Origin of the sequence: Nonomuraea rosea (assembly GCF_039539705.1) — a bacterium.
GTDB classification, from domain to species: Bacteria; Actinomycetota; Actinomycetes; order Streptosporangiales; family Streptosporangiaceae; genus Nonomuraea; species Nonomuraea rosea.
The window spans coordinates 1-20,552 of record NZ_BAABDQ010000037.1 but is presented as its reverse complement, the minus strand read 5'-3'; the positions used below and the strand labels follow the sequence as shown (position 1 = coordinate 20,552).

At 71.6% G+C, this 20,552-nt stretch carries 18 protein-coding genes; 16 read left to right on the top strand and 2 right to left on the bottom strand.

What is annotated here, in order from left to right; translation table 11 throughout:
- Nucleotides 1–156: 156 nt before the first annotated feature.
- From ABEA43_RS50830 to ABEA43_RS50800, 7 genes are all read left to right on the top strand, one after another.
- Entirely contained in the window at nucleotides 157–1,467 is a 1,311-nt protein-coding gene (locus ABEA43_RS50830) for an MFS transporter (RefSeq protein ID WP_345573357.1), read from the top strand.
- Nucleotides 1,454–3,493, top strand: coding sequence for a molybdopterin oxidoreductase family protein (locus tag ABEA43_RS50825; RefSeq protein ID WP_345573355.1), 2,040 nt, complete (start codon nucleotides 1,454–1,456; stop codon nucleotides 3,491–3,493). The genes ABEA43_RS50830 and ABEA43_RS50825 overlap by 14 nt, the downstream gene beginning before the upstream one ends.
- On the top strand, nucleotides 3,490–4,884 hold the full coding sequence (locus tag ABEA43_RS50820; protein WP_345573352.1) for an FAD-dependent oxidoreductase: 1,395 nt from the start codon (nucleotides 3,490–3,492) through the stop codon (nucleotides 4,882–4,884). The genes ABEA43_RS50825 and ABEA43_RS50820 overlap by 4 nt, the downstream gene beginning before the upstream one ends.
- Nucleotides 4,881–7,310 carry a nitrite reductase large subunit NirB gene (gene nirB / locus ABEA43_RS50815; RefSeq protein WP_345573350.1) on the top strand — a complete coding sequence of 810 codons (2,430 nt, stop codon included), beginning with the start codon at nucleotides 4,881–4,883 and terminating at the stop codon, nucleotides 7,308–7,310. Before ABEA43_RS50820 ends, nirB begins: the two co-directional genes overlap by 4 nt.
- Nucleotides 7,310–7,630 (top strand): nitrite reductase small subunit NirD, encoded by a 321-nt coding sequence (gene nirD / locus ABEA43_RS50810; protein ID WP_345573348.1) that lies wholly within the window; start codon nucleotides 7,310–7,312, stop codon nucleotides 7,628–7,630. The genes nirB and nirD overlap by 1 nt, the downstream gene beginning before the upstream one ends.
- A 414-nt stretch (nucleotides 7,631–8,044) precedes the next feature.
- Nucleotides 8,045–8,638: a YybH family protein gene (locus ABEA43_RS50805; RefSeq protein WP_345573346.1), complete on the top strand. Its 594-nt coding sequence runs from the start codon at nucleotides 8,045–8,047 to the stop codon at nucleotides 8,636–8,638.
- 171 nt (nucleotides 8,639–8,809) lie between these two features.
- Nucleotides 8,810–9,478: a class I SAM-dependent methyltransferase gene (locus ABEA43_RS50800; protein ID WP_345573344.1), complete on the top strand. Its 669-nt coding sequence runs from the start codon at nucleotides 8,810–8,812 to the stop codon at nucleotides 9,476–9,478.
- An 88-nt stretch (nucleotides 9,479–9,566) separates the two neighbouring features.
- Here ABEA43_RS50800 and ABEA43_RS50795 read toward each other — a convergent pair whose 3' ends face one another.
- Nucleotides 9,567–9,812 (bottom strand): hypothetical protein, encoded by a 246-nt coding sequence (locus ABEA43_RS50795; protein WP_345573342.1) that lies wholly within the window; start codon nucleotides 9,810–9,812, stop codon nucleotides 9,567–9,569.
- A gap of 201 nt (nucleotides 9,813–10,013) precedes the next feature.
- On the opposite strand from ABEA43_RS50795, the gene ABEA43_RS50790 reads away from it, so the two are divergent.
- From ABEA43_RS50790 to ABEA43_RS50750, 9 genes are all read left to right on the top strand, one after another.
- Nucleotides 10,014–11,093: a hypothetical protein gene (locus ABEA43_RS50790; RefSeq protein WP_345573341.1), complete on the top strand. Its 1,080-nt coding sequence runs from the start codon at nucleotides 10,014–10,016 to the stop codon at nucleotides 11,091–11,093.
- 202 nt (nucleotides 11,094–11,295) lie between these two features.
- Nucleotides 11,296–11,634 (top strand): NADH-quinone oxidoreductase subunit A, encoded by a 339-nt coding sequence (locus ABEA43_RS50785; RefSeq protein WP_345573339.1) that lies wholly within the window; start codon nucleotides 11,296–11,298, stop codon nucleotides 11,632–11,634.
- 623 nt (nucleotides 11,635–12,257) lie between these two features.
- Nucleotides 12,258–13,181, top strand: a complete 924-nt coding sequence (locus tag ABEA43_RS50780; RefSeq protein ID WP_345573338.1) for a hypothetical protein — start codon at nucleotides 12,258–12,260, stop codon at nucleotides 13,179–13,181.
- 116 nt (nucleotides 13,182–13,297) lie between these two features.
- Complete coding sequence (locus tag ABEA43_RS50775) at nucleotides 13,298–14,179, top strand: NADH-quinone oxidoreductase subunit H (RefSeq protein ID WP_345573336.1); 882 nt, start codon at nucleotides 13,298–13,300, stop codon at nucleotides 14,177–14,179.
- Nucleotides 14,176–14,673 (top strand): NADH-quinone oxidoreductase subunit J, encoded by a 498-nt coding sequence (locus tag ABEA43_RS50770; protein ID WP_345573334.1) that lies wholly within the window; start codon nucleotides 14,176–14,178, stop codon nucleotides 14,671–14,673. The genes ABEA43_RS50775 and ABEA43_RS50770 overlap by 4 nt, the downstream gene beginning before the upstream one ends.
- Nucleotides 14,670–14,975 carry an NADH-quinone oxidoreductase subunit NuoK gene (gene nuoK, locus ABEA43_RS50765; RefSeq protein WP_345573332.1) on the top strand — a complete coding sequence of 102 codons (306 nt, stop codon included), beginning with the start codon at nucleotides 14,670–14,672 and terminating at the stop codon, nucleotides 14,973–14,975. Before ABEA43_RS50770 ends, nuoK begins: the two co-directional genes overlap by 4 nt.
- Complete coding sequence (locus ABEA43_RS50760; RefSeq protein ID WP_345573330.1) at nucleotides 14,972–16,867, top strand: proton-conducting transporter transmembrane domain-containing protein; 1,896 nt, start codon at nucleotides 14,972–14,974, stop codon at nucleotides 16,865–16,867. The genes nuoK and ABEA43_RS50760 overlap by 4 nt, the downstream gene beginning before the upstream one ends.
- Before the next feature lie 2 nt (nucleotides 16,868–16,869).
- Nucleotides 16,870–18,456, top strand: coding sequence for a complex I subunit 4 family protein (locus ABEA43_RS50755; protein WP_345573328.1), 1,587 nt, complete (start codon nucleotides 16,870–16,872; stop codon nucleotides 18,454–18,456).
- Nucleotides 18,457–18,461: 5 nt separating this feature from the next.
- Nucleotides 18,462–19,781 (top strand): NADH-quinone oxidoreductase subunit N, encoded by a 1,320-nt coding sequence (locus ABEA43_RS50750; RefSeq protein ID WP_345573326.1) that lies wholly within the window; start codon nucleotides 18,462–18,464, stop codon nucleotides 19,779–19,781.
- On the opposite strand, the gene ABEA43_RS50745 is transcribed toward ABEA43_RS50750, so the two are convergent.
- Nucleotides 19,778–20,552, bottom strand: a 775-nt coding sequence (locus tag ABEA43_RS50745; protein ID WP_425570566.1) for an SCO7613 C-terminal domain-containing membrane protein, incomplete at its 5' end; no start/stop codon positions are given. The genes ABEA43_RS50750 and ABEA43_RS50745 overlap by 4 nt on opposite strands.

Here is a 20,552-nt window from a genome sequence, read left to right as displayed (position 1 = left end):
ACCGATCATTACGGGCAGGTTTCCTCCGTGACACTTGTGCGTGGCTTGTTACCGAGGTGAATCACACGTAACGAGCGCACAGCCACGGATTGTCAGAGTGCGTAACGCGAGCTTCCTACGTTGGGGATCCCCGGACGACGAACGTAGGAGAGCTCCATGGCGCGCTGGATCGCCGAGTGGCACCCCGATGACCCAGCCTTCTGGGAGAGATCAGGCAAGTCCGTCGCACGACGCAACCTGATCTTCTCCATCGCTGCCGAGCATCTCGGCTTCACCGTGTGGACGTTGTGGAGCATCGTCGCCACGAAGATGGGGGCGTACGAGTTCACCACCGACCAGCTCTTCTGGCTGGTCGCGCTGCCGAACCTGATCGGCTCGGTGCTGCGGGTCCCGTACACGTTCGGCCCCGCCAGGTTCGGCGGGCGCAACTTCACCGTGGTCAGCGCGCTGCTGCTGCTGATTCCCGCCGTGCTCCTCGGCGTGGCGGTGAACAACCCGGGCACGCCGTACTGGCTGTTCCTCGTGATCGCGGCCCTGGCCGGGGTCGGCGGCGGGAACTTCGCCTCCAGCATGGCCAACATCACCTACTTCTACCCGCGCACCAAGCAGGGCGTGGCGCTGGGGCTGAACGCGGCGGGCGGCAACGTCGGCGTCAGCTCGGTCCAGCTCGTCATGCCGCTGGTGATCGGCTCGCTCGGACTGGCCGCCGCCGGCTGGTTCTGGATCCCGTTCATCGTCGTGGCCGCCGCCTGCGCCTGGTTCTTCATGGACAACCTGACCAGCGCCAAGGCCGACCCGCGCGAGCAGCTCGCGGTGGCGGGCAAGGCCCAGACGTGGATCATGTCGTTCCTGTACATCGGGACGTTCGGCTCATTCATCGGCTACTCCACGGCCTTCCCGCTGCTGAGCAAGAGCCTCTTCCCGGAGGCGCCGTTCGCCGCGGTGGCCTTCGCCGGGCCGCTGGTCGGCTCGCTGATCAGGCCGGTGGGCGGCTGGCTGGCCGACAGGCTCGGCGGCGCCCCGGTCACGCTGTGGAACTTCGCCGGGATGGGCGGCGGCGTGCTGCTGGTCTGGGCGGCCAGCACCTCGGGCAACTTCTGGCTGTTCTTCCTGTCCTTCCAGCTCCTGTTCCTCACCTCGGGCATCGGCAACGGCTCCACGTACCGGATGATCCCGGCCATCTTCCAGGCCAAGGCGGTGGCCGAGCGGGGTGAGGGTGAAGAGGCCCTGATGTACGGCAAGCGCCAGGCGTCGGCCGCCATCGGCATCATCTCGGCGGTCGGGGCGCTCGGCGGGTTCCTCATCAACCGGGCGTTCGGCATGGCGTTCGCCGCGACCGGCAGCCCCGCGCCCGCCTTCCTCGCCTTCGGCGTCTTCTACCTGGCCTGCCTGTCCCTGACCTGGTGGTGCTACACCCGCAAGGTCGGCGTCAAGGTCGTGGAGAGCCTCGCTCATGCCAGGGTCTGATCCCGTGGGTGCGCCCGTGAAGACGCACTGCCCGTACTGCGCCCTGCAGTGCGGTATGGAGATCGGTCCCGGGCTGGCCATCCAGCCCAGGACCGACATCCCCGCCAATGCTTCCGGCGCACTGTGCCAGAAGGGCTGGACGGCGGGCGAGCTGCTCACGAACGGCGAGCGCCTGACCACCCCGCTCCTGCACGGCGAGCCCGTGGAATGGGACGTGGCGCTCGACTACGTGGCCTATCGCCTGTCCGCCATCCGCGCCGAGCACGGCCCCGACGCCGTGGCCGTGTTCGGCGGCGGCGGCCTGACCAACGAGAAGGCCTACCACCTGGGCAAGTTCGCCAGGGTCGTGCTCGGGACCAGCCAGATCGACTACAACGGCCGGTTCTGCATGTCGTCGGCCGCCGCGGCCTCGTCCAAGGCGTTCGGCATGGACCGCGGGATGCCCTTCCCGATCACCGACCTGGCCGACGCCGACGTCGTCCTCCTGGCCGGCGGGAACGTCGCGGAGACCATGCCCCCGTTCGTCCGGCACCTGTCGGGGCCCCGCATGATCGTCATCGATCCCCGGCGTACGCAGACGGCCAAGCTGGCCTGGCTGCACCTGCAGCCCACGCCCGGCACCGACCTGGCGCTCGCGCTCGGGCTGCTGCACCTGGCCATCGCGGACGACCTCGTGGACGAGGCGTACGTCGCCGCCAGGACCACCGGGTTCGACGAGGTCCGCACGTCGCTGGCCGGCTGGTGGCCGGAGCGGGTCGAGCGGATCACCGGGGTGCCCGTCTACCGGATGCGGCAGGCGGTCAGGGCGCTGGCCTCGGCCGGCAACGCCTACATCCTGACCGGGCGCGGCGCCGAGCAGCACGCCAAGGGGACCGACACGGTCAGCGCGTTCATCAACCTCGCGCTCGCGCTCGGCCTGCCCGGCAACTACGGCTCCGGCTACGGCTGCGTGACCGGGCAGGGCAACGGCCAGGGCGGCAGGGAGCACGGCCAGAAGGCCGACCAGCTCCCCGGCTACCGCAAGATCGACGATCCGGCGGCCCGCGAGCACGTGGCGGGCGTCTGGGGAGTGCGGCCCGAGGACATTCCCGGGCCCGGGCGGTCGGCGTACGAGCTGCTCGACGCCCTCGGCACCCCGGACGGGCCGCGGGCGATGCTGCTGTTCGGCTCCAACCCGGTCATCTCCGCCCCGGCCGCCGAGCACGTCGCCGAGCGCATCGGCGCCCTCGACCTGCTGGTGACCTGCGACTTCGTGATGTCGGAGACCGCCGTCCTGGCCGACGTGGTCTTTCCCGTCACGCAGTGGGCCGAGGAGAGCGGCACCATGACGAACCTCGAAGGCCGCGTCCTGCTCCGCCGCCAGGCCGTCGCGCCGCCCGAGGGCGTCAGGAGCGACCTGGAGGTGCTCGCGGGCCTGGCGGAACGGCTCGGCCACACGCTCGCGACCGAGCCGGCCGAGGTGTTCGACGAGCTGCGCAGGGCCAGCGCGGGCGGCTTGGCCGACTACTCGGGCATCACCTACGAGCGCATCGCCGCGGAGGCCGGCGTGTTCTGGCCCTGCCCGGAGCCCGGTCACCCCGGCACCCCGCGCCCCTTCCTCGACTCCTTCGCCACCCCGGACGGCCTGGCCAGGTTCGTGCCCGTCCAGCACCGGCCCCCGGCCGAGGAGATCGACGACGACTATCCCGTCTACCTGACCACCGGCCGGGTGCTCGCCCACTACCAGAGCGGCGCGCAGACGCGCAGGATCGCCGCCCTGGTCAAGGCCGCGCCCGAGCCGTTCGTCGAGCTGCATCCCGACCTCGCCGAGCAGCTCGGCATCACCGCGGGCGACGTCGTACGCGTCACCAGCAGGCGGGGCGAGGCCAAGGCGGTCGCCAGGATCAGCGACGCCATCAGGCGCGACACCGTGTTCATGCCCTTCCACTGGGAGGGCGCCAACCGGCTGACCAACCCGGCGCTCGACCCGACGTCGAAGATGCCGGAGTTCAAGGTGTGCGCCGTCAGGGTGGAGAGGGACTCATGAGGCTCGTCGTCGTGGGCAACGGAATGGCCGGATCACGGCTCGTCAGCGAGGTGCGCGCCAGGGACCCGCACATGAGGATCACCGTGCTGGGCGCGGAGACGTGCCAGCCGTACAACCGGGTGCTGCTGTCCAACGTGCTGGCCGGCAGCTCACGTCCCGACCAGGTGCGCCTGCTCGACGCCTCCTGGTACGACGCCCACAACGTGAACGCCGCCTTCGGCAGCCCGGTCGCCCACGTCGACAGGGAGACCAGGCACGTCGTGACCGAGGACGGGCGGCGCGAGCCGTACGACCTGCTGGTCCTGGCCACCGGCAGCCAGGCCATCGTGCCGCCGCTCCCGGGCGTGGAGCGGGCCATCCCGTTCCGCACGCTGGACGACTGCGAGCGCATCATGCAAGCCGCGAACCAGGCCCGCAGGGCCGTGGTCGTCGGCGGCGGGCTGCTCGGCATCGAGGCCGCCCGCGGCCTGGCCGGGCGCGGCCTGCCCGTGACGCTGCTGCACCTCGCCGGGCACCTCATGGAGCGCCAGCTCGACGTCGAGGCGGGCGAGGTGCTGGGGGAGACGCTGGCCGGGCTCGGCGTGGAGATCCGCACCGGCGTCAGCGCGGACTCCGTGCAGGCGGACGGCGTCCGGCTGGCCGGCGGCGAGCTGGTCGAGGCCGACCTCGTCGTGCTCGCCTGCGGCGTGCGGCCCGTGACGGGGCTGGCCGCCGAGGCGGGGCTGGAGGTGCGGCGCGGCGTCGTCGTGGACGACGAGCTGCGCACCGACGACCCGTCGATCTTCGCGATCGGCGAGTGCGCCGAGCACGACGGGACCGTGTACGGCCTGGTCGCCCCCGCCTGGGAGCAGGCCGCCGTGGCCGCGGACGTCATCACCGGGGGCAAGGCCCTCTACCGCGGCTCCCGGCTGGTCACCAGGCTCAAGGCCAGGAGCGTCGAGCTGGCCGCGATGGGCGAGACGCAGCTCACCGAGGAGCACGCCGAGGTGGTGCGCTTCAGCCACCGGGCCCGCGGCACCTACCGCAAGCTCGTCATCCGCGACGGCCGGCTGGTCGGCGCGATCCTGCTGGGCGAGAGCGACGCCGTCGGCACGCTCACCCAGCTCTTCGACCGTGGCGGGCCGGTGCCGGGCGACCGGGCCGGGCTGCTGTTCCCCGGGCTGGCGTCGGCTCCCGTGGCCGACAGCCCGGTGCTCATGCCCGACGCGGCCAAGGTCTGCCAGTGCAACAACGTGACCAAGGGCCAGATCAGGGCGTGCTGGGAGGCCGGGGCTCGGGACGTGGCCGGAGTCGCGGCCGCGACCAGGGCCACGACCGGATGCGGTACTTGCCGCGACGCCGTGGAGGGCATCGTCGGCTGGCTGTGCGAGCAGGAAGGGATCTCCGTATGAACAGGATCGTCGTCGTCGGATACGGTCCGACGGCCCACCGGCTCGTCGAGACCCTGGTGAGCAAGGGCTTCGACGGCCGGATCACCGTGATCGGGGAGGAGCCGCGCCCGGCCTACGACCGGGTGGCGCTGACCTCCTACCTGTCGGGCACCACCGTGGAGGATCTCACCTACCCGGTGCCCGAGGGCACGGTGACGCGGCTGAGCACGCGTGTCACCGGGATCGACAGGGACGCGCGCACGGTCACCACCGCGGACGGCGTGAGCGAGCCGTACGACGTGCTGGTGCTGGCCACCGGGTCCGCGCCGTTCGTGCCGCCGGTCCCCGGGGCCGAGCACGCCTACGTCTACCGGACGATCGACGACCTCGACGCGATCAGGGTGGCCGCCAAGGACGCGGTCGAGGGCGTCGTGGTCGGCGGTGGGCTGCTCGGCCTGGAGGCCGCCGACGCGCTGCGCTCCCTCGGGCTCAAGGCGCACATCATCGAGATGAGCCCCTGGCTGATGCCGCGGCAGGTGGACGAGGGCGGCGGCTCGGTGCTGAAGTCCCACATCGAGGGGCTCGGGCTGAGCGTGCACGCGGGCACCGGCGTCCAGGAGATCGTCACCGGCCCCGACGGGGAGGTCAAGGGCCTGCTCAAGCCCGACGGGACGCTCGTCGAGTCGCAGGTCGTGGTGTTCTCCGCGGGCATCAGGCCGCGTGACGAGCTGGCCAGGTCGTCCGGGCTGGACGTGGGCGAGCGCGGCGGCATCGTGGTGGACTCCGCGATGCGCACCTCCGATCCGTTCATCTACGCGGTCGGCGAGTGCGCGCTGGCCGGAGGCATGATCTACGGGCTGGTCGGGCCGTGCAACTCGATGGCCGAGGTGGTGGCCGACCGGATCACCGGCGGTCATTCGACCTTCGACGGCGCGGACATGTCCACCAAACTGAAGCTGCTCGGTGTGGAGGTGGCCCAGTTCGGGGCGATGTCGGGGGCGCTCGACGTCACCTACATGGACCCGGTGGGCGGCGTCTACAAGCGCCTGTTCATCAGCGACGACGCCCAGACGCTGCTCGGCGGCATCTGCGTGGGCGACGCCTCGCCGTACACGACGCTGCGGCCCTTCGTCGGCAAGCCGTTGCCCGCCGCGCCGTCCGACCTGCTGTTCAGCGGCTCGGGCGCGGCGAACCTGGACCTGCCCGACGACGCGCAGGTCTGCTCCTGCAACAACGTGTGCGCGGGCGACATCCGTACGGCCATCGGCGACAAGGGCGTCACCGACGTGCCCGGGATCAAGGCCTGCACCCGGGCCGGGACCACCTGCGGCAGCTGCGTGCCGATGCTCAAGCAGCTGCTGGAGAAGTCGGGCGTCGAGGTGAGCAAGGCGCTGTGCGAGCACTTCACGTACTCGCGGGCCGAGCTGTTCGACATCGTACGGGTCCGTAAGATCGCCACGTTCTCCCAGCTCATCTCCGAGCACGGGCAGGGCAGGGGCTGCGACATCTGCAAGCCGGCCGTGGCCTCGATCCTGGCCTCGCTGCACAACGGGCACGTGCTCGAAGGCGAGCGGGCCGCGCTGCAGGACACCAACGACGCCTTCCTCGCCAACATCCAGAAGAACGGCACCTACTCGGTCGTCCCGCGCATCCCCGGCGGCGAGATCACGCCCGACAAGCTGATCGTGATCGGCGAGGTGGCCCGCGACTTCGGCCTCTACACCAAGATCACCGGTGGGCAGCGGATCGACCTGTTCGGCGCCCGGGTCGAGCAGCTCCCGGAGATCTGGCAGCGGCTCGTGGACGCCGGTTTCGAGTCAGGGCACGCCTACGGCAAGGCGCTGCGCACGGTGAAGTCGTGCGTGGGCTCCACCTGGTGCCGCTACGGCGTGCAGGACTCGGTGGGCATGGCCATCGCGCTGGAGCTGCGCTACCGCGGCCTGCGCTCGCCGCACAAGCTCAAGTCGGCCGTCTCCGGCTGCGCCCGCGAGTGCGCGGAGGCCAGGTCGAAGGACTTCGGGATCATCGCCACCGAGCAGGGCTGGAACCTCTACGTCGGCGGCAACGGCGGCTTCAAGCCCCGCCACGCCGACCTCCTGGCGAACGACCTGACCACCGACGAGCTGATCAGGACCATCGACCGGTTCCTGATGTTCTACATCCGCACCGCCGACCGGCTGCAACGCACCGCCGCCTGGATCGAGTCGCTCGACGGCGGGCTCGGCTACCTCCGTGAGGTGATCATGGAAGACTCGCTCGGCATCTGCGCCGACCTGGACGCGCAGATGGACAACCACATCGCCACGTACGCCGACGAGTGGCAGGCGACGCTGGACGACCCGGAGAAGCTGAGCCGGTTCGTCAGCTTCGTCAACGCGCCCGGCGTCCCCGACCCGTCGATCGTGTTCGGCAGCGAGCGCGGCCAGATCAAGCCGGTGATGGCGTGATGAGCTGGACGCCGGTCTGCGACTTCTCGGCCATGCTGCCCGAACGCGGTGTCTGTGCCCTCGTGCAGGGCCTGCAGGTGGCCGTCTTCCGCACCCACGACGGCGCGGTGCACGCACTGGGCAACCTGGACCCGTTCAGCGGGGCGTACGTGCTCTCGCGCGGCATCGTGGGCACCAGGAAGGGCGAGCCGACCGTGGCCTCGCCGCTGCACAAGCAGGTGTTCTCACTGGTGTCCGGGATGTGCCTGGACGAGGACAAGGTGTCGGTGCCCGTCTATGCCGTGCGGGTGGCGGACGGGTACGTGGAGGTGAGCGTCTGACGCCCGCATGACCCCGTACACGACACAACCGCCGCTGCGTGCGGCGGTTGTGTCGTTGGGGGCTGCGCGCGGGGCGTCCTGCGGCTATGCTCTGCCCTCTATCGGTGGGTACACGTGTGAGCTCCGGTGTGCCACTGGTAACACACAGCGACGGTCGGAGTCCACGCTGTCGCAGCGTTCGGCGTCCTCGCGGTGAGGCAGGGGCTCGGGTTTCGCCTGGGTTCGCGGCACTGGACGGACGTTATAGGCGGTTCCTGCCGGGCTGGTCTCGGTGCGGCAACGATCGCAGCTCTGAACGGTCTCTCCAATTCCAGTGAACCGTTACCGTGAGTAATACCGGGACCAGGTAAAGGCGTCGTGCGAAGTGCATAAACCGCGCATTCGCTCTGGTCCGGCGGGGGCATCAAAGCGGCCATGAGCAAGATTTCTCAGCGCAGGGCACTCCTGCTGGCCGCGATCGTCCCCGTCATCCTCGTCGGGGGCTGCTCCGCGGGAGGCGGCAACACTCAGGCGATGAAGGGGGCGGCGAGCCCGGGCACGCCCACGGACACGGGCTCCATGTCGCCCGAGGAGACGGACTCCGGCTCCGCCTCTCCGACGGACACGGGCATGGACTCCGCCTCCCCGTCGGCGACGGACACCGGCGGCGGCGGGGGCGCCGGCGGCCAGGCGCGGGCGGTGGTGCAGGGCTACTTCAGCGCGCTCAAGTCGGGCAACGTGGACCAGGTCGTCAGCGCGTTCGCCGACGACGCGGTGGTCGCCGTGGACGGGGAGGCCACGGCGGAGGGCACCCAGGCGATCCGCACGCTGTTCCAGGGGCAGCTTCAGGGGTCGAACGACCAGGCGCAGGCCACTCACACCATCGACGAGGCCCGTACGGCCGGCAGTGAGGACGCCATCGTCAGGTCGACGAGCAAGCAGGGGGACGAGACGCGCCGCGAGCTGTTCATCCTGTCGAAGGACGGCGAGTGGAAGATCTCGCAGTTCATGAACAACCAGGCTTCCTGATCTAGCAGGCTCTCTGAACTCATGAACTCGTGAGCGAGCAGGCTTTCTGAACGACCTGACAACCCAGGCGGAGCCGGGGCGGAGGCCGAGGCCGGAGGGGCGGCCGATGCCCGGCTCGTGGGTTGTCCAGCGGTTCGCCCGAGCCGGGCCCTGGCGACCTAGTCTGGGGTCATGCCGGATTTGTCGCAGTTCCAGAATCCACGTTTCGCGCGGATGTACGAGCGGGTCAGCGTGGAGTCCGATCGCTTCGGGGCGTCCGAGCACCGGCGGAGGCTGCTGGCCGGGCTGTCCGGCCGGGTGGTGGAGATCGGCGCGGGCAACGGCCTGAACTTCGCCCATTACCCTCCCGCGGTGCGCGAGGTCGTCGCGATCGAGCCGGAGGACCGGCTGCGGGCGCTGGCGGAGCGGGAGGCGGGCAGGGTGGCTGGCAGGGTGGCTGGCAGGGCGGCGCTGCCCGTACGCGTGCTCGCCGGTCATGGCGAGGAGCTGCCCGTGGAGGACGACGGGTTCGACGCGGCCGTGGTGTCCCTGGTGCTGTGCTCCGTGCCCCACCAGGCCGTGGCGCTGGCCGAGGTGCGCAGGGTGCTCAGGGCGGGCGGGGAGCTGCGGTTCTTCGAGCACGTGCGGTCGGCCCATCGGGGAGTCGCGCTGGTGCAGCATGTCGTCACGCCGTTGTGGCGGCGGTTCGGGGGCGGGTGCCGGCTCAACCGGGACACCGGGCGGGCCATCGCGGCGAGCGGGCTGGTGGTCGAGGAGATGGAACGCTTCTCCTTCAAAGCCCTTCCGTCGTCACCGGCATTGCCGCACATTTTGGGACGCGCTCGAAACCCGGCCGCGTAACTGGGCGTTTAGCGCGCTGGTAAAGGCGCGACATATCGAGAAATGTCGGGCTTAGTGTGATGTGTGGCCTGGGTGGGCCGTGCCGGGCCTAATTCTGGGTGGTGTCGCCGGGGATGCGCGGCCTGATGCGGCGCTGGTCGACTAGCGCGAGATAGACGGCGAACGCGCCCCGCGCCCACATCTCGGCCTGCTGCGTGGACAGGCTGATCTCCTCGCCCTCGTGCGAGACGATCATGTATTCGCCCAGAGGCATTCGTCGCCACGCAACCAATACGTTCTCGTAAACGAGCACGTCGAGCATCGCAGTCAGATATTCGCGTCCGGCGGCGGACACGGCGCAAGCCTCCTCGCTCCTCGCCGAATTGTCGCCATGACTCCATTGTGCGCGCCGCACCGGAAAATGTCGCACCCTCCTGGCACATTATCGGCATGCCGGCGAACATTCCCGTTTCCCGATGGCCGTCCCGTGGATCGGTCGCGTCGTCTGGTGGAACCTGGCGCGCGCACCCGGTGTATCAACATCGGAGGTGGTCCCATGAAGACGATTCGAGCCGGGCTGGGCGCGGCGTTCATGACCGCGCTCGTGGCCGTGGTGGCGCTGGTCCTCGGGGGTGTCCCGGCCGCCGCTGCGAAGGGTGCGTGGGCGGTGACCTACCTGGATCCGCCGCCGTCCCGGTTCGCGGGCGGGACGTCGTACGCGCTGGGGTTCTGGGTGCTGCAGCACGGCACCCATCCGTTCGGGGGGCAGCTGGGGCCCGTCGGGCTGCGGCTGACGGGGGAGGGCGGGAAGAGCCTGCTGTTCAACGGCACGGCCCTGCCCGAGGCGGGGCATTACGTCACGTCGATGGTCGTTCCCGAGGGCGTGTGGAAGGTGGAGGGCATGCAGGGCATGTTCCAGCCGCACGTCGTGGGGACGCTGACCGTTCCCGGCGCGCTCAAGGTCGACCCGCTGCGTCCTGAGCTGGTCGCGGAGATCAAGGCGAGCGAGCAGACCTACTGGGGCGCCGTACGCCCGCCGGGCTTCCCACCCGGTGCGGCGGCCGCCACGGCTTCGCCGCCGGGTGCGGTGGCGCAGGGGCTCGGGCAAGCGCAGTCCGGCTCCGAGGCCGGGACCGGTGTCGATGCCGGGACCGAGACTGGGACCGGGGTCGATGCTGGGGTCGGGGCTGCGCTTGAAGGTGCCGGGAAGGCTGGGAATGTGGTTGGCGGGGATGGGCAGGGCGTCGGCGGGATCCCGGCGTACGCGCTGTTGCTCGCCGCCTTCGGTGGTGCGCTGCTCGCGGTGGCGGCGCTGCGGCTGCCGGTCCTGGCGCGGCAGCGGATCCTTCCGGAGCTGCGGGCCCTTCGGGAGCCGCAGGCCCTTCCGGGGTTGCCGGTCCTGGCACGGGTCTCGCGCCTGGTCCGGCCGTCGCGTCGCCGGGAGGACGAGCCAGAGCCACCACCGGATTCTGTGGCGGACTCCGCGCCGGATTCTGTGGCGGATTCGACGGCGCACTCTGCGACAGGCCCTGTGAGGGACTCTGCGGAGGACTCTGTGACGGGCACTGCGGCGGGCACTGTGACGGGCACTGCATCGGGCCCTGTGACGGAGACGATCGTCATTTCGGGTAGGTGATCGGGGGGTGAGCACCGGGGTGTGCCTGCGACGCTGTTCGTCCCGAGCGGCCCTCGTCGCAGGCCACCCCGGCTTTACCGCACCTGTCAGCTGACCGGATCTGCGGGGAATCGCTGATTTCGGTCGATCTGTCGAGGTGGCGATTGTTGCGGTGGAGCCTGGGCACTACTGGCGTCAGTAGCTGGGTTTGGCGGTGAGTGGTGTGGGTGCTGTGCTGGGGCTCGTCGGCCTGCTCGCCGTCGGCGTGGCCGGAATCTACGCGGTTTCGGCCTTCCTGGGGCTTCGCGGGGTGGTCGAGGTGGGGCCGTTCCTGTCGGGGGCACGGCCCCAGGAGCACGCGCTGTCCCGGTTCCACGTGCGGTGGTACGCGGTGACGCTGATCTTTCTCGCCTTCGACATGGAGATGGTCTTCATGTATCCGTGGGCGCTCGTCGTGGCCGAGGTGGGGGTCGTGGCGGTGGTGGAGATGTTCGTCTTCCTGGGGTTGTTGCTGGTGGGGGTGCTCTATGCCTGGCGGGAGGGGGCGTTCCGGTGGGTTTGAGCGGGTGGCTGCTCCGGCAGGCGGCCCACCGGCCTCGGGTGCTCGTCGTCGGGTGCCCGTACGGCACGCGGGCCCGGCTGCTCGTCGAGGCGGAAATTGATCGGCGGGGATGGGCGGTTGCACTGTCGCCTGCTGAGGCTGGGGTGCTGGTGGTGTGCGGTACGCCGGGGGAAGGGCTTCGGGAGGCCGTTCACGTGGTCTGGGGGGAGATGCCGGAGCCTCGGGCGCTGGTTGAGCTGCCGTCGGATGTCTCGGCTGGTGGGGTGGGGGCTGCCTTGGACGGGGCGGTCGAGGTGCTGAGGGATCCGGGGGCCTGGTCCGGTGCTGATGACCTACGGGGGCGAGGGGAGGAGACGGCCGGCTGGCATCAGGGGGAGCAGGGCGTCCATGGCGGTCGTGCAGGCGGTGAAAGTCGTGCGGGCCGTGGCGATGAGGGCTCGCGTGGCGGGCATGAGGGGCACATGGGGATGCCTGGTGGGGTGGCCATGGCGGAGCGGGGGGCGGATCGGGATGGGCTGAGGCTCGATCGGCTGCATGTCCCGCTCGGACCCGTACTCGCTGACTGGCCTGCGGGGCTGATCGTGGAGATGGTGCTGCAGGGGGATGTGATCCAGGAGGCTGCGGTGCGTGTCGCCCCCGCCGGTGAGCTCGGGGTGACCTTCTGGGGTGGGCCTTGGCGGCGCGACGGCGGAGTGCGCCGGGGTGAGGTGGAGCGGCGGAGGGCGGCGGCGCATCTGGACAGTCTCGGGAGGTTGCTCGGCGTGGCCGGGTGGGCTGCGGCGGCCAGGGAGGCCCGGGGGCTGCGCGACCGGCTGCTCGCCGGTGCCGCCGAGGTCGCCGGTGCCGACGGTGCCGCCGAGGTCGCCGGGGTCACCGAGGGCTTCGGGGCCTGCGGGGGCTCCCAGGCTTCCCAGAGCTCCCAGGGCTCCGCGGGATCCCAGGGCTCCGGGGGGTTCGCGGGCCTCGGGGGCTCCGAGGGCGAGGTGGCTCGGGATTATGCGAGGTTCGCACGGCGGGTACGCAGGTCCAAGGTCTTGCGGTGGACGCTGCGTGGGGCGGGCGTGATCGAGCCTGGCCCCGGCGTGCCGGGCTGGATGCGCGGGGATGCGCTCGAACGGTGCTATCGATGGATCGAGCGGGCTGCTGTCGCGATCGACGAGCTGGGCGATTCGGAGCCGGGGGCCAGGTCAGGGGACATGAGCCCCGGACCGGAAGCGGGAGCGGGCGCGCAAGCCGAAGAGGGCGCGGAAGCGAGGTCCGGGTTCGGGGCCAGGGCGAGGGCCGGGGCGGGGGCCGGGGCGGGGGCGGCTGGGCCGGGGGTGGCTGGGGTTGAACCGGTGGCAGGGGCTGGGCCGGGGACGGCTGGGGCTGAATCGGTGGCAGGGGCTGGGTCGGAGGGGGCTGGGTGGCGGGGGTCGGCGGTTGCGGTGGCGATGCTGCCGGGGCTGCTGGTCGGGGTTGAGCTGGGCGTGGGGCGGTTGATCGTGGCGAGTCTCGATCCGGACGTTGACGAGGTGCTGGACGGGACGGTGGTGCCAGGTGAGTGAGGCGTTGGTGCCGGGGCTGTTGGTCGGGATTGAGTGGGGGCGGTTGGTCGTGGTGAGTCTCGGCCCGGAGCTTGACGAGGTGCTGGACGCGGCGGTGGTGCCGGGTGGGTGAGGCGGTGGTGCTGGTTCTGGCGATGGCCGTGCTCGTGTGGGGGGTGGCGGCCGTTGACGGGCTGCTGGGCGGGGTCCCGGCTCGGGCGGCTGTGGGGGCGCCGCTCCGGGAGGCGGCGCGGCTCGTCGTTCAGCGCAGGCGGCGCACGGTGGTGCCCGACACCCTGCTCGTCCGTGCCGGCATCGTGACCCTGTTGCTCGCCGCCCTGCTCGCCGCCGTCGCGTTGCCGCTCGGCAGCACGCCCGTGATCGACATGAGCGTGGGGATTGTCTGGTTCAACGCCATGGAGGTCTGCGTCTGGGCGGCGTTGTGGCTCATCGGGTGGGGCGTCAACTCCGTCTACCCGCTGATCGGCGGGTATCGGTTCGTCGCCCAGGGGATGGGGTACGAGCTGCCGCACATGTTCGCGCTGATCACCGTCGCGCTGGGAGCCGGGTCGTTGCGGATCGGCGACGTGGTGGCGGCGCAGCAGGGGCTGTGGTTCGTGGTGTGGATGCCGGTCGCCTTCGTCGTCTACCTGATCTCGGCGCTGGCGATGGCGTTCTGGGGTCCGATGGGGCAACCGCTCGGCCGGGACGTCGCCGGCGGCGTGCCGGGGGAGCTGGCGGGGGCGGACCGGTTGCTGTTCCTGATCGGCCGGTACGCGGTGCTCGTCGTGGCGGCCGCCGCCGCGGTGCCGATGTTCCTGGGCGGCGGCGCCGGGCCCTGGCTGCCCGGCTGGGGGTGGGTGGTGGTCAAGACCGTGGCCGTGCTGGGGGTGCTGGTGCTGGTCAAGCATCGGGTGCCCGTTGTGCGGATCGAGCGGTTCGTGGAGTTCGCGTGGGTGGTGCTGATCCCGCTCATGCTGGTGCAACTGCTCGTCGCCGGAATCGTGGTGGTCTCATGACCATCGCCTTCTGGGCGCTCGCCGTGATCGCCGTGGCGGGCGGGATCAGCGTGTTCATGGTCGACTCGATGGCGCGGGCCACGTTCGGGCTGCTGACCTCGCTGCTGGCCGCGGGCGGGACGTTGCTGCTCATCGATCTGCACTACCTGGGCATGCTGATCATCTTGATGATGGTCATGGAGATGCTCGTCATGGCCGTGTTCATGATCATGTACATGATGAACCCGGCCGGCCTCATGCCCATGAAGATGGTGCACAACAAGCGCGGCGCGGCGATCATCGCGGGCGCGGTCTTCGTCCTGCTCTGCGCAGGGATCCTGCTGGGCTCCTGGCCAGAGCGGAAAGGGCGGCCGCCCGTCGATCCGGCGCACGCGCTCGGCCTGTCCATCATGGGGCCGAAGATGCTGGTGATGATGGTCATCGGGGTCGCCATCCTGGCGACCATGATCTCCACGGTGGTGCTCGCCACGCAGCGGGGGAGATACGACCGATGACTCTGCAGGCCTTTCTGCTGCTGGCCGCCGCGCTGTTCTCCGCCGGCCTGTACGGCGCTCTCTCCCAGCAGTCGATCGTCATGCTCATGATGGGCCTGGAGCTGATGATCAACGGGCTGATCGTGGCCGGGGGCGCCTTCTGGTACCACGTCGCCCCTCAGACCGCCGACGGCCAGGTCCTCGTGCTGGTCGCCGTCACCGTGATGGCGCTGGAGATGGCGATGGGGTTCGCGGTCACCACCGCCATCTTCCGCGCCCGCGACGTGGACATGGCCGACGACGCGGGAGACCTCAAGGGGTGAACGCTCTCCTGTGGCTCCTGCCCGGCCTCCCCGCCTGCGCGGGCGGCCTGCTGCTCATCGTGCGGCGGGCCGGCAGGGCGGTGGCCATCACTGTGGCCATACTGACGCTGGGTTTGGCCTGGTACGCGGCCGTGACCAGGCCCGCCGTGACGACCCGGCTGTTCTTCCGCGAAGGGCTGGCCGTGGACGGGCTGTCCGCGGTCATGGTGGTCACCGTGGCGGCGGTGGCGCTGGCCGTGCTGGTGTTCGCGGCCGGTGAGCTCCGGGAGGCCAGGTTCTACGGGCTCATGCTGATCTTCGTCGGCGCGATGCTGACGACGGTGACGGCGGCCGACCTCGTCCTGCTGCTGATGGGGTGGGAGGTCATGGGCGCCATGTCGTACGCGCTGATCGGCTACTGGTGGCACGACCCCGGACGCGTGTGGTCCGGCACCATCGCCTTCCTCACCACCCGCGCCGGGGACCTGGGCCTGTACGTGGCCGCCGGAGCGGCGCTCGCCGGCGCGGGCGGCGTACCGGGGGCTTTGTCGCTGGACCTGCTGGCAGGGGCGGACGGACGGGACCTGATCGCGGCCGGGATCGTGCTCGCCGCGCTGGGGAAGTCGGCGCAGCTGCCGTTCTCGTTCTGGCTGTCGCGGGCGATGGACGGGCCGAGCCCGGTGTCGGCGTTGCTGCATTCGGCCACCATGGTCGCGGCGGGGGCGTACCTGCTGCTGCGGACGCAGCCGCTGCTCGCCGCGACCGGGTGGGCGGCGGTGGTCGTGGCGTGGGCGGGCGCGCTGACGGCGGTGCTGCTCGGCGGCGTGGCGGTCACCCAGCGGGATCTCAAGCAGCTGCTCGCGGCCTCCACGTGCGCGCAGATCGGGTTCATGGTGGCGGCGGCGGGGGTCGCGGCGGTGGCCGGCGGGGTCGCTCAGCTCGTCGCGCACGCGGCGGTGAAGTGCCTGCTCTTTCTCGGGGCGGGGGCCTGGCTGTCGGCCCTCGGGACCAAGGACCTGGGTGAGCTGGGCGCGGCCGGGCGGAGGTTCCCGCTGGTCGGGGTCTCGTTCGGGGTGGGCGCGCTGGCGCTGGCCGGGGTGCCGCCGCTGGCGCTGTGGGTGACGAAGGACGCGATCCTGGCGGCGGTGCCGGCGCCGCTGTATGTCGCCCTGCTCGCCGCCGGGCTGCTGGCCGCGGCCTACTCGGCCAAGGCGCTGGCTGCGGTGTGGCGGCGGCGGCCGGTCGGCGAGGTCGCGGGGAGAGCGGTCTCCGTGTGGGAGAAGGCGCCGATGCCGGTGCTCGCCTTGGGGGCGGCCGGGCTCGGGGTGGTGGGGGTGCCTGCGGTGTTCGGGTGGTGGGCTCGTCTGGTGGGCGATCCCCAGGCTGCCGGTCCGGCGCTCGGTGAGCTGGTCCTGTCCGGGGCGCTCGCCGCCGTGGTGGTGCTGGTCGTGATGGCGGTACGGCTTCGCGCCCCCGCGCCGGCGGCCGGGCGGCTGGAAAGGGGGCTACCTCGTGGGGTGGGCGGTGCTTCTGGGGTACGGGCCGGTGAGCTGGGCGGTTCTTCAAGGGCGCGAGCCGGTGGGATCTTCGGGGAGTGGTTGTGGTTGGAGCGGGGGGCGCTCCTTCTTGTGTGGCGGCCCGTCATGGCGTTGGCCGGGGCGGTCGCGTGGTTCGACGACCGCGTCCTGGACGCTGCGGTCAATGCCGTGCCCCGCCTGGGGCTGGCCGCAGCCCGCGTCGCCAGGAGTCCGTTCGAGGCGGGCGTGGACGGGGTCGTACGAGCCGTCGCCGCGGCGGCCGGGCGGCTCGGCGCGCTGGCCAGACGGCCGCAGACCGGGCAGGTGCACACCTACTTCGCCCAGGCCGCCGTGGCCCTCATCGTGCTGGCCGTCGCATTCGCGATCTTGAGGTGAGCGTGCTCTCCATAGTGATCTTCCTGCCTCTGGCGGCGGCCGCGTCGCTGGCCCTGCCCGGTATCGGCCGGGCTCCGGCGCGGGTGGCCACCTGGATCTGGATCGCCGCGACCGCCGCCGATCTCGTCCTGGTCGTCGTCATGTGGGCCGGATACCGGGGCGGGATCGCGTACGAGACCAGGCTGCGGTGGATGCCGTCCGTCGGCGCGGGCTACCACGTCGGCGTGGACGGCCTGTCGCTGCCGCTGATCGCCATGACCGCGCTGCTCTTCCTCCTCTGCGCCGTCTACTCGCTCCGTGAGACCCGCCGGCCGCGGGCGTACGCGGCGCTGTTCCTGTTCCTGCAGACCGTCTGCCTCGGGCTGTTCGCGGCGCTGGACCTGCTGCTGTTCTTCGTGTTCTTCGACCTGTCGATCGTCGGCATGTACTTCGTGATCGTCGGCTGGGGGCACGGGGACCGGGCGCGGTCGGGGCTGAAGTTCTTCCTCTACACGTTCCTGGGGTCGCTGGCGCTGCTGCTCGGGTTCATCGGCCTTTACCTGGCCGCGGAGCCGCACACGTTCGACCTGGCGGACCTCGCCGCGAGCCCGCCGCCGGCCGGTGCGCTGGTGCTGCTCGCGGTCGGAATCGGGCTCGCGGTCAAGACGCCGGTGGTGCCCGTGCACACGTGGCTGCCGCCCGCGCACACCGACGCGCCCGCCGCGGGCTCGGCGATCCTGGCCGGGGTGCTGCTCAAGATGGGCACGTACGGCTTCGCGCGCATCGCCATGCCCCTGCTCCCCGGTCCCTGGCAGGCGTACGCGTGGCCGATCATCGTGGTCGGCGTCGTCAGCGTCCTGTACGGCGCCCTCGTCGCCCTGGCCCAGACGAACCTGAAACGCCTCGTCGCCTACACCTCCGTCAACCACATGGGCTACATCGTGCTGGCGCTCGGCGCAGCCGGGCTGGCGGGCGGGCACGCGCAGGCCAAGGAGCTGGCGGTCAGCGGGGCGGTCACGCAGATGGTCAGCCATGGGCTGGTCACCGGTGCGCTGTTCCTGATCACCGGCGTGCTGTGGGACCGGGCGGGGAGCTACGAGATCGGGAAATATGGCGGCATAGCGGGCAGGGCTCCGGTTTTGACGGGGTTGATGGCGGTGGCGGTGTTCGCGTCGCTGGGGTTGCCCGGGTTGTCGGGGTTCATCGCGGAGTTCCAGATCTTCACCGGGGTCATCGGCGCGGGCGCGGTGGTCGCCGGCGCGCTGTCCGTCGTGGGCATCCTGATCACGGCCGCCCTCCTCCTGCGGGTCCTGCAACACGCCTTCCTGGGCCGCCCGGCCGGCCCCGGTCCGCCTGAGCCGGCCGGTCCCGATCCGGCCGGCCCGGGTCGGCGCGAGCCGGTCGACCACGGTCCGCGTGCGCCTGGCGACCGGGTCGCCGGCCTTCGCCCCCACGGCCTGACCGGGCTGGTCACCGATGCTCGGCCGCATGAGCTGGCCGCGATCGCTCCCCTGCTGGTCCTGTCGCTCGTCATCGGGATCGCGCCCCGCTGGCTGCTCGACCTGATCGAGCCCGCCGCCCAGGCCGTCGTCACCCTGGTCGGCCGATGACGGCGATGAACCCCCTCGACCTCCTGCCCGAGCTGCTGATCCTGGCGGGTGCGGTGGCCGGGCTGGTCACCGGGCTCTTCGTCCCGCGCGACCGCCAGCGCGTGGTGGCCTGGATCAACGCCGTGGCGCTGGCCGGATCGGCCGTCGCCACCGCTGCGGTCATGACAAATCAGGACAAGATGGCATTCGAGGCGTACGCCATCGACCTCGTCACGAACGTCACCCGCCTCACCGTCGCCCTCGCCACCCTCCTCGTCATCCCCCTGGCGGCGGCCTGGGCCGCAGGGACCAAGCGGGAGAGCGAGCTGTACACGCTGCTCGCCCTGGCCGCACTCGGCACGATCGTCCTCGCGGGGGCCGACGACCTGCTCGTGCTCGTGGCGGCGTACCTCCTGGCGAGCATCCCCGCTTACACGCTGGCCGGGTTCGCCAAGGACGCGCCCGGCACCGAGGCGGCGCTCAAGTACTACCTGATGGGCGCGTTCCTCGGCGTGCTCATGCTGGCGGGCGTCACCCTCGCGTACGGCCTCGCGGGCGCCACCGCCTACCCGCAGGCCCGCGTACCGGCCGTGGCCGCCGTCCTGCTGCTGGCCGGGCTGCTGTTCAAGGCGGGTGCGGCGCCCGCGCACTTCTGGGTGCCCGACGTGGCCGAGGGGGCGTCGCGGCCGGTGGCGGCGTTCGTGACGACGGTGCCGAAGATCGGGGCGTTCGCGGCGCTGTACCGGCTGGCGGTGGAGGTGCTCAACGAGCCCGCCCTGCTCGCCGTCGTCGCGGTGGTCACGATGACGCTGGGCAACCTGGCCGCGTTCCACCAGGCGAACGTGCGCCGCCTGCTCGCGTACTCGACCATCAGCCAGGCCGGCTACCTGCTGGTGCCCGTGGTGGTGGCCGGGCGGAGCGAGCTGGCCGAGCCGGCGCTGCTGTACTACCTGGCCGCGTACGCGATCACGAACCTGGGCGCGTTCGCCGTCGTGGCCGGCGTCGGCAAGGACGCGCTGGCCGACTACGCGGGCCTGGCCAGACGTGCGCCGTGGACGGCGGCGGCGCTGGTCGTGTGCCTGCTGGGGCTGATCGGGACGCCGCCGACGGCCGTGTTCGCCGGCAAACTGCTGATGTTCGCGGCGGCGTGGGACGGCGGCTACGGCTGGCTCGCGGTGGTGGCCGCCGCGAACACGGTGGCCAGCGTCTTCTACTACCTGCGCTGGATCCGGCCCGTGTTCGCCCAGGAAGGGGCGGGGGAGGGCCGGGCGGGGCCGGTCGCGCTGCTCGCCGCCGCCTGCTCCATCGCGCTGGGACTGGCCGGAGGGATCATCCTCCTCATCTAACGCATCCTGACGATCAGCCGGCGGATCTTGCGCAGGTCACGCAGCCTGTGTTCGTACGTCGCGCCCGTGAACAGCAGGAACGCGCCCGCCAGCGCGATCGGCAGCCAGCGCGGCCCCTCGCCCACCAGCTCGGCCAGGGCCGGCGCGAACTCGTGCGCCGCCGTCACCACCAGCACCGCCCCGCCGAGGAGCAACGGCGCCTGCAGCCGCGCCCGCGCGCCGGCCAGGGTGGCGGCGAACGCGGCCACCCCCAGCAGCAGCGGCCTGACCAGGCCGGGGTCGTTCCAGGCGGCGTACGCGCTGGGCAGGAACGTCAGCGCCAGCGCCGTGCCGTAGCCCAGCCACGAGGACACGCCCGGATCGCGCCGCCTGGCCAGCCACGCCACGACCAGCCCGGCCACCGACAGCGGCACGGTGTACGCCTCGGGCGCCGTGACGTCCCACACCGCCAGCCGGATCCAGAGGGCGACCTGCAGCAGGCCCAGCCCGAGCCACGCGGCCCACCGCCGATCCCGCCGCAGCGCGACGGCCAGGGCGAGCACGCCGGAGCAGGCCAGCGCCAGGCACAGCAGTCCGGCGTCCCTGACGGTCATGACGATTGCCGCCCAGGCCAGGCACCACCCGGGCACCTCGACCCCCAGCGACACCGCGCCGCCGGCGGGACGTAACGTGTCGGGCGCGGCGGCCACGAGGAAGGCCGTCGCCACGACCACGAGCACCGCGAACGCCGCCTGCTCCACCGGGAGCCCGGCCGCCAGCGCGCCCGCCGCG

Excerpts from the sequence above, each read along its gene's own strand:
- ABEA43_RS50830 (WP_345573357.1), top strand. The coding sequence starts at position 157 with ATGGCGCGCTGGATCGCCGAGTGGCACCCCGATGACCCAGCCTTCTGG.
- ABEA43_RS50825 (WP_345573355.1), top strand. The coding sequence starts at position 1,454 with ATGCCAGGGTCTGATCCCGTGGGTGCGCCCGTGAAGACGCACTGCCCG.
- ABEA43_RS50820 (WP_345573352.1), top strand. The coding sequence starts at position 3,490 with ATGAGGCTCGTCGTCGTGGGCAACGGAATGGCCGGATCACGGCTCGTC.
- nirB (WP_345573350.1), top strand. The coding sequence starts at position 4,881 with ATGAACAGGATCGTCGTCGTCGGATACGGTCCGACGGCCCACCGGCTC.
- nirD (WP_345573348.1), top strand. The coding sequence starts at position 7,310 with ATGAGCTGGACGCCGGTCTGCGACTTCTCGGCCATGCTGCCCGAACGC.
- ABEA43_RS50805 (WP_345573346.1), top strand. The coding sequence starts at position 8,045 with ATGAGCAAGATTTCTCAGCGCAGGGCACTCCTGCTGGCCGCGATCGTC.
- ABEA43_RS50800 (WP_345573344.1), top strand. The coding sequence starts at position 8,810 with ATGCCGGATTTGTCGCAGTTCCAGAATCCACGTTTCGCGCGGATGTAC.
- ABEA43_RS50790 (WP_345573341.1), top strand. The coding sequence starts at position 10,014 with ATGAAGACGATTCGAGCCGGGCTGGGCGCGGCGTTCATGACCGCGCTC.
- ABEA43_RS50770 (WP_345573334.1), top strand. The coding sequence starts at position 14,176 with ATGACCATCGCCTTCTGGGCGCTCGCCGTGATCGCCGTGGCGGGCGGG.
- nuoK (WP_345573332.1), top strand. The coding sequence starts at position 14,670 with ATGACTCTGCAGGCCTTTCTGCTGCTGGCCGCCGCGCTGTTCTCCGCC.
- ABEA43_RS50750 (WP_345573326.1), top strand. The coding sequence starts at position 18,462 with ATGAACCCCCTCGACCTCCTGCCCGAGCTGCTGATCCTGGCGGGTGCG.